This is a genomic window from Roseivirga sp. UBA1976, from assembly GCF_002336325.1.
In the GTDB taxonomy this organism is placed as follows: domain Bacteria; phylum Bacteroidota; class Bacteroidia; order Cytophagales; family Cyclobacteriaceae; genus Roseivirga; species Roseivirga thermotolerans.
This window is the reverse complement of record NZ_DDDQ01000080.1, coordinates 1-14,489: the sequence shown is the minus strand read 5'-3', so window position 1 is coordinate 14,489 and position 14,489 is coordinate 1. Positions and strand designations below refer to the sequence as shown.

The window sequence follows — 14,489 nt, the reverse complement described above, 5'->3', positions numbered from 1 at the left end:
TTGGTTGATTCGTCTATAAGGATTGGTTATGGAACAAGGATGACAGAGGCTTGAAGGTGGCACCAGCTTTTCCCTATTAAACCCAAACTTAAATAGGGAGAATTGAGCGGACAATCGATGCGACAAAGCCAAAGGTCACGATCGGTAAAAGGTGTCTCAAAGCGCAATGAAGTGGATCAGTAACTATAATCACTCAGTTAATATCCACTTCCTGGCTTTAAAATTCTACCCTGTTACTTCATTTCGCTGTTTCTGTAATACTCCATAGCCTCCGGCAATTTGGCATTGAGGCGCTCGATACGGGTTTCATGAGAAGGGTGAGTTGAAAGAAACTCCGGAGGCGCCTGCCCACCGCTATTGGCCGACATGCGTTCCCAAAACTTGGGAGCTTCAGAAGGATCGTAGCCGGCAATGGCCATAAAGATCAGCCCAAGCTCATCGGCCTCCGACTCATGCGTTCTGGAAAATGCGAGCATCCCCAGCTCTGAGCCCAGTCCAACTGCCTGAAAAACCAAACGCTGACCCAACGTTGGGTCTTGCCCCAAAGCCACAGCCCCAATCGAAAGGCCAATTTGCTTGGCATAGGCATTATTCATACGTTCTTGTCCATGTTTGGCCACGGCATGGGCCACCTCATGTCCCATCACAACAGCTACCCCTAGGTCGTCCTTGCAGATAGGTAAAATACCGGTATAGAAGGCCACCTTGCCTCCAGGCATGGCCCAAGCATTTACAGTAGTATCATTGTCAATCAGGTTAAACTCCCAGTTGAATCCTTCCAGCAAATCGGCTTTGCCATTATCGGCCAAATACTTTTCAACCGCCTGCTGAATACGTCCGCCAACCCGCTTGATCATTTGCGTTTGTTGCACATTGTCAGATAGTTTTACAGAATCCATTACCTGTTTGTAGGCATCGGCACTCATGGCTATAACCTGTTGGTTGCCAATAAGCCCCGTCATTTGTTTTCTTCCGGTAATAGGCACTGTCGTGCAGGCCCAAATGCCCACCATCAGTGTAAAAATCAATACTGCAAATCGCGTTTTCAAGGTTGCTTTCATGCTTGTTTGTATCTTTAGCTATTCAAAGTTGAACAATCTCTTTAGGTTGTCAAACGACTAGGGTATTTTAAATTTGTTCTGGCCAATGTGCTTTTTTAAGCATCTGTAGATGCTCACAAATTTAAGCGTTTACCAGACCTAGTGATTAAATACATTTGAGTCAAATTTGTTCCGAAACTGAAACTACTCTATGAAAATTATTGCCATTGGCAGAAACTACGCTGCCCATATTGCAGAACTGAATAACGAAAAACCCAGCCAGCCTGTTGTATTTATGAAACCCGACACGGCTTTGCTGAGAAACAACGCTCCCTTCTACTACCCCGACTTTAGCAAAGACATTCATTTTGAGGTAGAAATACTCCTCAAAATCAATAGAGAAGGCAAATATATCGACCCTAAATTTGCCCATAAGTACTACGAAGAAATAGGCATTGGCATAGACTTTACGGCAAGAGATTTGCAGCAGCAATGCAAAGAAAAAGGATTGCCCTGGGAAATTGCCAAAGCCTTTAATGGCTCGGCCCCCATATCTGACTTTGTTTCAAAAACCGATTTCGACCTTGCCAACCTCAACTTTTCACTGCACCAAAACGGTGACATGAAACAACAGGGCAATACCAGCCTGATGTTATTTCCGTTCGATGAAATAGTGGCCTACGTTTCGCGCTACTTTACATTAAAGAAAGGAGATATCATCTTTACCGGTACCCCAGCAGGGGTTGGCCCCATAGCCATTGGCGATAAGCTAGAAGCGTTTATAGAAGGAACAAAAATGTTGGAAGTTGAAATTAAGTAAGTTCATTGTAGGTGCCCTGCTGGTCGCACTTAGCTCCCATGCTTTTGCACAATACGATGCAATAGATAAAGACTATTATGTATTCCCCATTCAGCCGGAAAAGGATAATTTCTTAAGCGGCAACATGGGCGAACTACGCTCCAGTCATTTCCATGCCGGGCTCGACATTAAGACCAACGGAGTAGAAGGCCTTTCCGTATTGGCCTCAGCCGATGGCTATGTGAGCCGCATTCGTGTAGGCACAGGAGGCTATGGTAACTGTATTTATATTCAACACCCTAACGGAACCTCTACCGTTTACGCCCACCTTAGAAATTTCAGTGAAGCCATTGCCGAATACACTCTGAAAGAGCAGTACCGAAGAAAGTCGTTCGAGGTTAACCTCTTTCCTAAAAAAGGAGAATTCACGGTTAAAAAAGGCGAAGTGATTGGATTCTCCGGTAATTCAGGGTCTTCCACCGGGCCTCATCTCCATTTCGAAATCCGGGGAGTAAACCACGAAGTACTCGATCCTTTGCGCATTGGCTTCAATCAAATTAAAGACAACATTCCTCCTAAAATTGAAACCCTGGCCTTAAAGACCAACAACATACAGTCCAGGGTCAATCAACAATTTGGCCGCTTTGAATTCGACCTACAGTCTAAAAACAGCCGCGGACTTCATACCGACACCATCTATGCCCTGGGACAGATAGGCATGGAAATTTTTACCTACGATCAACTGAACGGTGCTTCCAACCGCAATGGAGTACCGCTTATCGATGTATATGTAAATGACGAACTCTATTTTCAGCAAAACATTGATAGCATTAACTTTTCGCTCCAGAAAAATATACTCATTCACACCAACTATCAGGCTGCCAAAGAAACTCGCAAGAGATTCAACAAGCTATATGTAGACGATGGCAACCCGTTGAAATTCTACCCGAAAAAGAAAAACAACGGCTATCTGTTGGTTGAAGCCAATGCCATAAAGAATGTGCGTATTGAAGCCCGCGATGCCTACGGCAACAAAAGTACGGTGCAGTTTGTCATTAAGGGGTTACCAACAATAGAGTGTCTGTCGGACCCCATAAAAGTAAAGTACAACTCGTATACGCTAGACAATACTCTGATGCTTTTTCAGTCCAGAGATAGCATCAACAATAAAATCACGGTTTATAACCAACAAGGATCCAAGGTCTATGAACCCGCCTACTACAACGACCAACAGAACGTGTACCTCATAGACCTGAGAAAAGTGCTTCCACTGGAAGTCGTTTACAGAGATGGTAGCCGTCAGGAAATAGCCTATTCAGACCGTGTGCCTGCCGCTAGCGAACACTCGTTTCTGGCCGACACCTACTCCCTGAAATTTTCTAAATCAACTCTGTTCGATACGCTGTATTTCAGAGCCAAACATTATGTAGACGAAAAAACGGGAAAAGATGTATTTGAATTCTCAGAAGATATATATCCGCTTAAGGGGGGAATAGAGGTAGAAATGGAGCTATTGGGCAGCTACGATTCGCTCAGCCAATACCGACTCTATATGGTAGATGGTTCCGGAAATGCCGGCTTTGTTGGAGGCACCATTAAGGACGGAAAAGCCCGCTTTACCATGCATGGTTTCGGTAAGTACACCCTACTGAAAGACCTTGAACCTCCAACCATCAGGAAAAGGTCTGTTCAAAACAATATAATTAGCCTGACTATTGACGATAAACTTTCAGGGATTAATAACTTTGAAGCGAAATTGAATGGCGAGTGGTTGCTGATGCATTATGAACCCAAAAAGAAACTCATTTGGTCAGAAATGCTTCATAAAAACAAACCACTCAAAGGAGAGTTTGAATTGAAAGTGGCAGATAATGCCGGAAACGAATCAATTCTAAAACTAAACATTGAATAGCATGAGCTTAACAGTAGGCGACAAAGCCCCTGCCTTTGAAGGCATCGACCAAGATGGAAACACCATAAAACTTTCAGATTTTGCCGGAAAAAAACTGGCTCTTTACTTCTACCCCAAAGACAATACACCCGGCTGTACCGCCCAGGCCTGCAACCTGCGCGATAACTACGAAGCACTGCTTAAGGCAGGCTACGCAGTGGTAGGTATTAGTTCCGATTCTCCCAAAAAACACCAAAACTTCATCAATAAATTTGAGCTGCCCTTTCCGCTCATTGCCGATGAAGACAAGAGCATTCACGAACAGTTTGGCACTTGGGTAGAAAAACAAATGTATGGCAGAAAGTACATGGGCACGGCCAGAACAACCTTTATCATTAACGAAAAAGGCATTATTGAAGAGGTCATTGAAAAGGTAAAAACCAAAGACCACGCAGCGCAAATTTTAAAATAATTCCACAACCATAAACAACTTTGAAAGGTGAGTAAAAAGAACATCGAAGAACTTGAGCAAATAGCCTCTCAAGTGCGAAGAGACATTGTACGCATGGTGCATGGGGCCAGCTCAGGCCACCCCGGTGGCTCCTTGGGCTGCACCGATTTTTTAGTAGCCCTGTATTTTAACCTGATGGAGAGGAAAGATCATTTCGATCCGGATGGAAAGAATGAAGATATCTTTTTCTTATCTAATGGCCACATCTCACCGGTTTGGTATAGCGTATTGGCCAGAGCCGGCTACTTCAATGTAGCCGAACTTGCCACTTTCCGCAAAATAAACTCCCGTCTTCAGGGTCATCCTGCTACCGAAGAAGGCCTTCCCGGCATTCGCGTAGCCTCAGGTTCTTTGGGCCAGGGACTTTCTGTGGCTTGTGGAGCAGCACAGGCCAAAAAACTAAACAAAGACAATCACCTGGTATACATACTCATGGGCGATGGCGAAATAGAAGAAGGCCAGGTATGGGAAGCGGCCATGTATGCGGCTCACCATAAAGTAGACAACCTTATTGCGACCATCGATGTGAACGGCCAGCAAATTGACGGGCCAACAGAAGAAGTAATGTCACTAGGTGACTTAAGAGCCAAATGGGAAGCTTTTGGCTGGACAGTAATGGAGAGCGAAGGCAACGATATGGCTTCCATTGTAAAAAGCATGGAAGAAGCCAAAACCCTGAGTGGTAAAGGAAAGCCTGTAATGAACCTAATGCATACCGAAATGGGCTACGGAGTAGACTTTATGGTAGGCACTCATAAATGGCATGGAATTGCCCCTAACGATGAGCAACTGGCCTCTGCCCTATCTCAATTGAACGAAACCCTAGGCGACTACTAATTCAGCAACATGACAAAATTCACTTACACTCAAAAGCAAGATACACGTTCAGGTTTTGGCGCTGGCCTTGCTGAACTCGGTAGAATCAACCCTGATGTTGTGGCCCTTTGTGCCGACTTGGTGGGCTCTTTGAAAATGCAGGATTTTATTGATGAGAATCCTGACCGATTCTTTCAGGTAGGAATTGCAGAAGCCAACATGATGGGTATTGCTGCTGGCCTGACCATAGGTGGAAAAATTCCGTTTACAGGAACCTTTGCCAACTTTTCTACCGGAAGAGTCTACGATCAGATAAGACAGTCTATTGCCTATTCCGGCAAGAATGTAAAAATCTGTGCCTCACACGCAGGTCTTACTCTTGGCGAAGATGGGGCTACCCACCAAATACTGGAAGATATTGGCATGATGAAGATGTTGCCTCACATGACGGTGATCAACCCATGCGATTATAACCAAACTAAGGCCGCTACCATAGCCATTGCTGAGCATCAGGGCCCCGTTTACCTACGCTTTGGGCGCCCCAAAGTGCCTATTTTCACCCCTGAGGATCAGAAATTTGAAATTGGCAAAGCACTCCACCTCATAGAAGGGTTGGACGTAACCATCTTTGCAACAGGACACCTGGTGTGGGAGGCCATAGTGGCCGAAGAGGAACTGGCCAAAGAGGGCATAAGTGTAGAAGTAATTAACATACACACCATAAAACCGCTGGATGTAGAAGCCGTTTTGGCTTCGGTAAGCAAAACCGGTTGTGTGGTTACGGCCGAAGAACACCAAATGAACGGTGGACTTGGCGACAGCATAGCACAGACGCTGGCTCTACATCATCCCGCTCCGCTCGAAATGGTAGCCGTAAACGATTCATTTGGCGAAAGCGGTACTCCCGATGAGCTTATGAAAAAATATGGCATTGATGCTGAAAATATAGCCAAGGCGGTTAGAAAAGTACTCAATCGAAAATAATAGACGCTAAAGTCACCAAAAAGCTCAGGTTTCTCATCTGGGCTTTTTTTATGCTCATCCCAGAAATCCTTCCAATGGTCGAAGAATCTCACGTACCATCATTATTAGGCCAATATTTGAATCATAAAACAGGAAGGTTATGAACAGACTCAAGATATTATTGGTAGAAGACGACAGGGTATCATTAATGGTATATAAGAAAATGCTTGAATCATGGAACTATGAGGTATTCCATGCCAGCGATGGCTTTCTGGCCTTGCAAATGTTACAAGAGCAGCGTTTCGATCTAATGATTAGCGATAATCAACTTCCGTTTATGAATGGAACGGAGTTAGTTGAAAAAGCCAACGAAATCAATGCTGCCATGCCGGCCCTTATACTTACCGGCAACAATCCTGACGATGTAAAAACGTCTGACATAGTGGCTGTACTGCAAAAGCCTGTTTTACCCAATTACTTCAGGCACCACATTCAGGCAGCAATTACTAACAGCAGATTCAGAAAAATTGCTTAAGGTGTATAGCGAATTAAATATATGGGCTCTCCGTGATAACTCAGCTCCCCCACCGGTTGGTATGTGGTAGGTAAATCTTCTGTATAGCAGAAAAAATACCCCTGCGAAAACTCTCCTTTCTGTTTCAATACTTCTCCACGCTCTCTTTCCAGGTAAAAAACTACAGTTAGCGACATGCGCACATCACCAAGCCTGTAAAGTGGCTTTCCTTCCGTAAGTAAGGCAAATTCGGTTGCCAAAGCCTTGTCTTTGGCTGCACCCGTTGTCTTTTCCCTTGTTTGCGGAACAATGAAAGAAAAACCTAAACGCAAAACACACAATACGGCCAAAACGGCCAAATAGGGTCTCACCCTTCCTTTTAAAGTAATCCCTAAAAGCATGCTAAGAAGGAACACCCCCACACCGGTTATTACCCATCGATTGTCAACCGCTTCTAAGGAAGGTAAAAACGGAATGGCTGCAAAAGCGATAATCATAAGCCCCGCACAAACAATGGAAACTGCTCTAAGGTACTTATCTTTCCAGCGAACGCCAGACAACTCTCCGGCATAAATCAACACCAGACAAGCGAAAGGGAACAAGGGGTAAATGTATCTCGATCGCCCTTCAGTAGACAACCAATACACCGCAAAATTACTAAGGAATACGAGCACACCATACCAAACCAATCGGTTGGCTTTAAGCAACTGGATAATCTGCTTTCTGAAAATAACGGGCAAGAAAAAAGTAGCCGGAAGCAGGTTTTTGAGTGTATCGAGGGGAAAAGCTATTAAATGATTAATCCATTTAGAAAAGCCTCCTCCTGTGGCCTTCTCGGCTGATTCGCTGAACAAAGTAGTCCACCATCCGCTCACTTCCTCGTACTGGCTATACTTATAAAAATACCCTCCTACCAGGACTGAGAACAGCAAGACACCCAACCAATGCCTCCAAAAGAAAAGCTCTCTAAAACGCTTTTTCCAACTGAAATATACCAACAAACTAATGCCAGTAAATGGAAGGGCACTTAAGCCCTTGGTGAGGAAGGCCAGGGCTGTTAGCCCATATACCAAAAGAAAAAGCTTAAGGTAGCTACCCTTTTCCCCGTAGTGGAATATCCCAAAAAGTATTGGGGTGGTAAGCAGCGCATAGAACAAGTCTATTTCGCCTAAAGCCGAAAAATAGACCAGTATATCCACCGCCAACAAATAGCTAAAGGCCACAAGCACAGCCAATGCATTGCCCAAATATCTCTTAGAAAACAGATAGGTGATAAGCCCTAAAAGCAGGTGACTTGAAACCGAAAAAAAACGGGTAGCCCACTCATTGACACCAAATACCTTGTACGACAAAATGAGAAGCCAATTGTACAACGGTGGTTTCCTGAAGTACAAATCACCCGTTTGTGTCGGAACCCAGTAATTGTCCTGCATCATCATTTCCAGAGCAATTAATCCCCTACGGGGCTCCTCCAGAAACAATGGATAGATACCCAACTGATAATAAAAGGCGAATACAACCAGACACAGAAAGAACCACAAAAATCCTTTCTCAAAAGGGCTAAAAGGAGTGGTATTCAACATAGGTCAAAACTAATGAATAGGTACCAATGGGAATGCAGAACTTCATTAATTTCGCACATGAACTCGCAGGAAATCTTTTTGCACCATTTGGCTCAAACCTCTCCTCACCCATTGGCTATAGAAGTGAGCCATGCCGAAGGCACATATATTTTTGATAAGAATGGTAAGCAATACTACGACCTCATTTCCGGTATAGCGGTAACAAACATAGGCCATCGACATCCCAAAGTAGTAGCCGCCATTAAAGAGCAATTAGACAAGTATATGCATGTAATGGCCTACGGAGAGTTTATTCAAACACCTCAAAACCAATTGGCTCTTGAGCTAGCCGGGCTACTCCCCAAAAGTCTAAACTGTAGCTATTTTGTAAACAGCGGAGCCGAAGCCATTGAAGGAGCTTTAAAACTAGCCAAACGGGTTACTGGCAGAACAGAAGTAATTTCCTGCCACAAGTCGTACCATGGCAGCACTCACGGAGCTCTTAGTGTATCGGGCAACGAAACCAAGAAGTATCGTTTTAGACCTTTATTGCCCGATGTTCGCTTCATTCATTTCAATCGACTAGCCGATGTAGAACTTATTTCTGAAAAAACTGCCGCTGTTTTGGTAGAACCTATTCAGGGAGATGCCGGGGTACGCATAGCCACCAGGGAGTTTCTGGAGGCATTGCGCAATAAGTGCAACCAAACAGGGACTCAGCTTATTTTCGATGAAATACAAACAGGCATTGGTCGTACCGGTAAAATGTTTGCCTTTGAACACTATGAAGTAGTACCGGATATCCTCACCCTTGCCAAAGCCCTTGGCGGAGGAATGCCCATTGGAGCGTTTATTTCTTCGTATGAAAAAATGAATCTCTTTACCCATGCTCCCATGCTGGGCCATATTACTACTTTTGGCGGGCATCCCGTAAACTGTGCTGCCGCTTTGGCCAACCTCAGGGCTATTGAAGAAGAGAATATGCTCGCTTCGGTTGAAGAAAAAGGCTACCATTTGGAAAAAGCTATTGGACATTCGGCCATAAAGGAGATTCGCAGAAAGGGGCTAATGTTCGCCATTGAATTTGAGCATGCTGAATTGGTTCAAAAAATTGTTCAAGCCTGTTTAAAGAGAGGTATTATTACTTTCTGGTTTCTCTCTTGCCCTGAAAGCTTCCGCCTGGCTCCTCCCATCAATATAAGTATGGAAGATATAGAAACTGCCGGAAGGTTGATTAGGGAATCAATTGAGGAAGCTTGCCAATAAAGGACTGATGTACTTAAAAACGGCTCAAAAACAAAAAACCGCTATGATATCACAGCGGCCTTTTATGTATATGATCAGACTGTTACAATTTAATCGGGCAGTATAGCGGAACCGTAGTCGCTTTGCCTCATTATCTTAACTTTCTCTCCTCCCATCACCACATAGTCAACTCTGAACTTGGAGATATCTTGAATGCTTCCGTAGCATATTAACAACTGCGCTTCACAACCAATGGTTATACATTTTTCCACTTCTTTGTCGCGTATCGCAATATTTATTGGTTCTGAATCGGCCCTTGCCAGGACAATCCCAGAATTTCCGGCATCAATTTTCTTAAAAGGATAAATATGGTACTCCGGCCCTAACCGATCTACCTGAAATTTTCTCAGGTCTAACTGATCTAGTGCATCGGCAGCCAGAAGGGTCACATAGCCATCTTTTACACCAAGTGCAGCATTCTCTACTACCTCACCATTTCCCAGGTGCACATTGGCTCCCAACAGAAGTCTGCCTTCTGTAGCTTCCTGATAGTTAACCACCGGAGACTCTGCACAAGCCCCAAGCACTACAGTTAAGAATGAGAGAATTAATAATCTACCTATGGTTTTCATTTTCTTTGTTTTAGAAAGCATGCGCTTTCAATGTCTGAATATCTCAGAATAGTTAGAAAATGATAGGTGTTGTTGGTGTTAGAAAAAGTTGCACTATTTCTAAACACAAATTTAGGAAATTCTCTCAATAATCAAATTACTATTGGTGTAAATACAGATGTCAGCAGCAATTTTTAAGCTTTCTTCAACAATTTTATAGCTGTCAAGTTCAGGAGCATGCTTTACCAGAGCCTGAGCTGCCGCCTGGGCATACATGCTCCCTGATCCTATGGCTGCAATGCCATTGTCAGGCTCCAATACATCACCGGTTCCGGAGAGAATTAATATGTCTTCTTTATCGGCCACAATGAGCATAGACTCCAACCGTCTCAGGTAACGATCCATACGCCAGTCTTTGGCCAACTCTATGGCTGCGCGTTTCATGTTACCCCCATAGGCATTTAGTTTCTCATCGAAACGCTCCAGCAAAGTAAAGGCGTCAGCAGTAGATCCTGCAAAGCCGGTCACTATCTTACCTTCCTGAAGTTTCCTGATCTTTTTTACATTGCTCTTAGCCACAGTGTTTCCCATAGTAGCCTGACCATCGGCACCTATGGCAATACCTCCATTATGCTTTACGGCCAAAACGGTTGTCGATTTTATCTTTGTCATTTTCAATTTGCTTTAATGAAAAATGCTGCTTCAAAAGCCATTACCCAAAACCGTAGCCCTTCGGCATTCTGGTTTTAATGAGCAATCGGTTCAGACTTTTACACATAAAAGTCTGAGGCTCTTAAAGCAGCATTTGTTAGTTCTTTATACCAACAGCCTCACCGGATCTTCCAGCAGACTCTTGAAGGTTTGCAAGAAGGCGGAACCTACTGCCCCATCCACTACACGGTGATCGCACGATAAGGTTACCTTCATAATGTTTCCAATGGTCAACTGACCATCTTTAACTACGGCTGTTTCTTTAATGCCTCCAACGGCCATAATACAGGCATCAGGCGGATTAATGATGGCCGTAAATTCATCTATACCAAACATTCCCAGGTTAGAAATGGTAAAGGTATTGCCCGACATTTCTTCGGGTTGAAGCTTTTTATTCTTGGCCTTTCCTCCCAACTCTTTCACCTCGGCAGAAATATGCGAAAGTGGTTTACTATCGGCAAATCGTACAACAGGCACAAGCAGTCCCTCATCGACCGCCACGGCTACACCAATGTGCACATGGTGATTTATACGGATTTTATCTTCTAGCCATGATGAGTTTACCTGTGGATGTTTTCTCAGGGCCACCGAGGCAGCCTTAATGACCATATCATTGAACGATATTTTTACCGGTGAAACCTCATTCATACTCTTTCTGGCTTCTATAGCCTTATCCATGTTGATTTCCATGGTGAGGTAGAAGTGCGGTGCGGTAAATTTGCTTTGAGAAAGTCTCTTAGCAATGGTTTTACGCATTTGACTCACTCTCATCTCCTCAAAGCTTTCTTCGCCAACTACTTTGGGTAGCTGCACAGCCGGAGCTGCAGCGGCTTCCTGAGCCGGAGCCTGCGCTTGCTGACTTGGTACGTAGTTCTCGACATCACGCTTCACAATACGTCCGCCATCTCCACTACCTTTTACAAGGCTGATGTCAATCCCCCTTTCTTCTGCCATTTTCTTTGCTAAAGGAGAGGCTTTGATCCGGCCATTGCTTCCTGATGTATTGCTTGAGGAAGAACCCAAAGATATAGGCTCGCTCTTGGTTTCTTCCTGTTTGCTCTCTTCTTTGGCAGCCGGAGTCGGCTCATCATCAGAAGTACCTCCTTGCTGGTCGGCCTTAATGAGTGCCTCATAATCGGCACCTTCTTCACCAACTACTGCCAAAATACCATCTACTTTTACCGAACTTCCTTCCTCTGCTCCCAGGTAAAGTACGGTACCATCATGGTAGGACTCGTATTCCATAGTGGCCTTATCGGTTTCAATTTCGGCCATTAGTTCTCCTGCTTCCACTTTATCGCCTACCTTCTTGTGCCATGCCGCAATAACACCTTCTTCCATGGTGTCACTCATTTTGGGCATGCGTACAATTTCAGCATTGATGTTGCTGGTATCTATTTTTTCAGCAGCTTTTTGGGGTTCTGCCTTTTTCTCTTCTTTCTTTTCTTCGGTGGCTTCTTCCTGGGCTCCATTCAAAAGGGCTTTATAATCTTCTCCCTCTTCGCCAACAATTGCCAATATGCCATTTACGGCTACCGCTTCTCCTTCTTTTGCACCAAGGTACAGCACAGTGCCTTCATGAAATGATTCATAGTCCATGGTAGCCTTATCGGTCTCGATTTCGGCCATCAATTCTCCAGATTCTACTTTATCACCAACTTTTTTATGCCAAACCGCAATAACACCTTCTTCCATGGTGTCACTCATCTTTGGCATTTTTACAATTTCAGCCATATTGCTCCGTCAAAATTTAGGCTCCAAAAATAGGTTTAAAACAATCTATATTCAAATTAAAGATACCAGAATAAAGCCCGATCTGTCATACACTTTGTTGGGCTATTGCTTTCTTTGCAAACAAGTTTTTTACAATTTGATTCCAAAGGCTTTTTTAACGAACTTGGAATACCAATTTTAGATCGACTAAATGCTCCCTAACTTCTCTATTGCATCCGAAGCTCAGCTTATTCAAGAACATTTTAGTGTTGAAGTTCCTGACAATCACCAAGGCACCTTTAACGCGCAACCTACTCAGCTATTACCGGCCATAACCAGTGCCGACCCTGATGTACTAAGCTATTTTTATTGGGGCATCCACCCTTCCTTTACAAAGAGTAAAGGCGTGAGCCATAAGCTGCTCTATGCACCTGTAGAAACCCTCCTAAGCAAGGCTTCTCAACGTAAAAGTCTAAAGCAGCAACGTTGTATAATCCCTGCCGATAGTTTTTATGATTGGAAAGACCTGGGCAAAAAAGAACAGGTTCCGTACCGCTTTTATCTGCAAAACAATTCGCTCTTTGGTATAGCCGGTATATGGGACACCTTTGAAACAGAAGATGGTGAACAGGTGAATACTTTTATGATCTTGACCACCGAGGCCTCTGGCGATGTAAGCGAAGTTACCTCTCGAATGCCGGCCATTCTTAATGAAGACCTAATGATGGAATGGCTCAATGACAGCAACACAGCCGAAAGCATTCTGGAGTTTGTTAAGCCGTTTAGTGACGAGCCCATAAAACACTATACAATTAACCCGCGTTTAGCAGATCCTAATTTTAATGGGAACGCCTTGTGGGAGAAGGTGCCTCCTGCTAATCAGTTTGGCAACCTTACTTTATTTAGCTAGTCGGCCTGCGGTTGCGGAAAAAGTCTTACTTCAACGTTTTCCAACTCAATTTTAGACACCAGCTTTAATTTGTTGGTTACAAAGGCATAGTCTAATTCGTGGGCAGGAAAGTCTTCTTCTATGGTATAGTTCATATAATCTTGAAAGCGTATGCCTTCGACCTCACGCTGGTTGTAGGCCTCTCTAAAGCGAACCCCTCCTCCATTTATATTAAAGGAGTAGGCCAGGTAGTCTACCGTGAAGTTTTCCTTGTGTATCCAATAAATGTACACGTCTTCAAAATCTTGCCCTCCTCCATTTTCACCATAGGTAATTTCTACTTTGTAGTAGGGTTGCCCTTTAATTTCCACCGAACGCATTAGTTGCCGGTTCACCACCGGATCGTCCAGGTTAAAGGGAAGAAGTGCAAAATAAATTACAGAATTAGTAGCCGTACGGTATGTGCGCATATCTTCACGGTCGAGTTTTATTTCTTTCTCCCCTACCATGCGCTTAAATTTTTTATTAGACCATATGTCTGTTACCCAGCCATTGTCACTTTTAAAACTGCGTTCGTAAACATATTCTCCATTGCTGATTTTTGCTCTGAAGTGGCGATTGCGAAAGTCAAATTCCACTTCCATGTTGTCGTAATTATCGCCTCCATGACGCTTCACCGCTTTTTGAATGATCTCATCGGCAGTAAGCTCTTTTTCATGATCACCACAGCTTGTAAAGGTCACCAGTACCAAGGCCACAAAACAGCAAAGACCACCTTTCATCATTTCTCTCAAACTACTTTCCAACACTGTTACGAATATGTTTTGAGTATGTTGCTTTTTTTCCAGCAGGCAAACTAAAGCTTATTTTGGGTTGTGTGCCAGCCACTCACCAAAAATGTTAGCTCTTACATGTTTTAAGCCTTTCCTCACCACAATTTACGGAGCGGCTTGTGGCAAAATGCCGCCATTGTTCTATTTTGCGTAAATTGTGCGTTGCCCAAAAAGGCAACGATGCTGTGAAGAGCGGTTATGAATAATACTCAAACAAAAACTCCTGCCTGTGAAAAAATCTAGAATAGTCGGACTTGGCCATTATGTGCCTGAAAACATTGTGAGGAACAGCGATCTGGAAAAAATAATGGACAACCAACCATGAGTGGATCGTTGAGCGTACGGGCATTGAGGAAAGACGTTGGTTTAATCCGGAAAAAGACACCGTATC

14 protein-coding genes and 1 pseudogene are annotated in these 14,489 nt (G+C 43.9%); 9 read left to right on the top strand and 6 right to left on the bottom strand.

The features are described from left to right. Positions 1-233 precede the first annotated feature (233 nt). A complete protein-coding gene (locus B3763_RS08005) occupies positions 234-1,061 on the bottom strand; it encodes a M48 family metallopeptidase (protein WP_286745515.1) in 828 nt (275 codons plus the stop codon). A gap of 190 nt (positions 1,062-1,251) precedes the next feature. Between B3763_RS08005 and B3763_RS08000 the strand changes: the two genes are divergently transcribed. The 6 genes from B3763_RS08000 (at position 1,252) to B3763_RS07975 (ending at position 6,555) form a co-directional block, all read left to right on the top strand. Next, the gene (locus B3763_RS08000) at positions 1,252-1,860 is read left to right on the top strand and encodes a fumarylacetoacetate hydrolase family protein (protein WP_189629838.1); all 609 of its coding nucleotides are present in this window, start codon (positions 1,252-1,254) and stop codon (positions 1,858-1,860) included. Next, positions 1,847-3,751 (top strand): M23 family metallopeptidase, encoded by a 1,905-nt coding sequence (locus B3763_RS07995; RefSeq protein ID WP_286745511.1) that lies wholly within the window; start codon positions 1,847-1,849, stop codon positions 3,749-3,751. The genes B3763_RS08000 and B3763_RS07995 overlap by 14 nt, the downstream gene beginning before the upstream one ends. Before the next feature lies 1 nt (position 3,752). Beyond that, positions 3,753-4,202 (top strand): thioredoxin-dependent thiol peroxidase, encoded by a 450-nt coding sequence (gene bcp / locus B3763_RS07990; RefSeq protein ID WP_189629836.1) that lies wholly within the window; start codon positions 3,753-3,755, stop codon positions 4,200-4,202. A 27-nt stretch (positions 4,203-4,229) separates the two neighbouring features. Continuing rightward, positions 4,230-5,078: a transketolase gene (locus B3763_RS07985; protein ID WP_286745507.1), complete on the top strand. Its 849-nt coding sequence runs from the start codon at positions 4,230-4,232 to the stop codon at positions 5,076-5,078. 9 nt (positions 5,079-5,087) lie between these two features. Continuing rightward, positions 5,088-6,041 (top strand): transketolase family protein, encoded by a 954-nt coding sequence (locus B3763_RS07980; protein WP_286745505.1) that lies wholly within the window; start codon positions 5,088-5,090, stop codon positions 6,039-6,041. 139 nt (positions 6,042-6,180) lie between these two features. After that, complete coding sequence (locus tag B3763_RS07975) at positions 6,181-6,555, top strand: response regulator (protein WP_189629833.1); 375 nt, start codon at positions 6,181-6,183, stop codon at positions 6,553-6,555. On the opposite strand, the gene B3763_RS07970 is transcribed toward B3763_RS07975, so the two are convergent. Then, positions 6,552-8,117, bottom strand: a complete 1,566-nt coding sequence (locus tag B3763_RS07970) for an ArnT family glycosyltransferase (protein WP_286745503.1) — start codon at positions 8,115-8,117, stop codon at positions 6,552-6,554. The genes B3763_RS07975 and B3763_RS07970 overlap by 4 nt on opposite strands. A 57-nt stretch (positions 8,118-8,174) precedes the next feature. Between B3763_RS07970 and B3763_RS07965 the strand changes: the two genes are divergently transcribed. Further along, on the top strand, positions 8,175-9,362 hold the full coding sequence (locus B3763_RS07965; protein WP_286745501.1) for an aspartate aminotransferase family protein: 1,188 nt from the start codon (positions 8,175-8,177) through the stop codon (positions 9,360-9,362). A gap of 89 nt (positions 9,363-9,451) precedes the next feature. Here the strand turns inward: B3763_RS07965 and B3763_RS07960 are convergent, their stop codons facing one another. The 3 genes from B3763_RS07960 to B3763_RS07950 form a co-directional block, all read right to left on the bottom strand. After that, complete coding sequence (locus tag B3763_RS07960; RefSeq protein WP_286745499.1) at positions 9,452-9,973, bottom strand: hypothetical protein; 522 nt, start codon at positions 9,971-9,973, stop codon at positions 9,452-9,454. 111 nt (positions 9,974-10,084) lie between these two features. Further along, complete coding sequence (hslV, locus tag B3763_RS07955; protein ID WP_189629829.1) at positions 10,085-10,624, bottom strand: ATP-dependent protease subunit HslV; 540 nt, start codon at positions 10,622-10,624, stop codon at positions 10,085-10,087. A 144-nt stretch (positions 10,625-10,768) separates the two neighbouring features. After that, positions 10,769-12,397: a pyruvate dehydrogenase complex dihydrolipoamide acetyltransferase gene (locus tag B3763_RS07950; protein WP_286745495.1), complete on the bottom strand. Its 1,629-nt coding sequence runs from the start codon at positions 12,395-12,397 to the stop codon at positions 10,769-10,771. Positions 12,398-12,587: 190 nt separating this feature from the next. On the opposite strand from B3763_RS07950, the gene B3763_RS07945 reads away from it, so the two are divergent. After that, complete coding sequence (locus B3763_RS07945; protein WP_286745493.1) at positions 12,588-13,286, top strand: SOS response-associated peptidase; 699 nt, start codon at positions 12,588-12,590, stop codon at positions 13,284-13,286. On the opposite strand, the gene B3763_RS07940 is transcribed toward B3763_RS07945, so the two are convergent. Then, a complete protein-coding gene (locus tag B3763_RS07940; RefSeq protein ID WP_286745491.1) occupies positions 13,283-14,074 on the bottom strand; it encodes a DUF6503 family protein in 792 nt (263 codons plus the stop codon). The genes B3763_RS07945 and B3763_RS07940 overlap by 4 nt on opposite strands. Before the next feature lie 253 nt (positions 14,075-14,327). Between B3763_RS07940 and B3763_RS07935 the strand changes: the two are divergent. Further along, positions 14,328-14,489: pseudogene (locus B3763_RS07935) on the top strand (3-oxoacyl-ACP synthase); the annotation flags it as partial.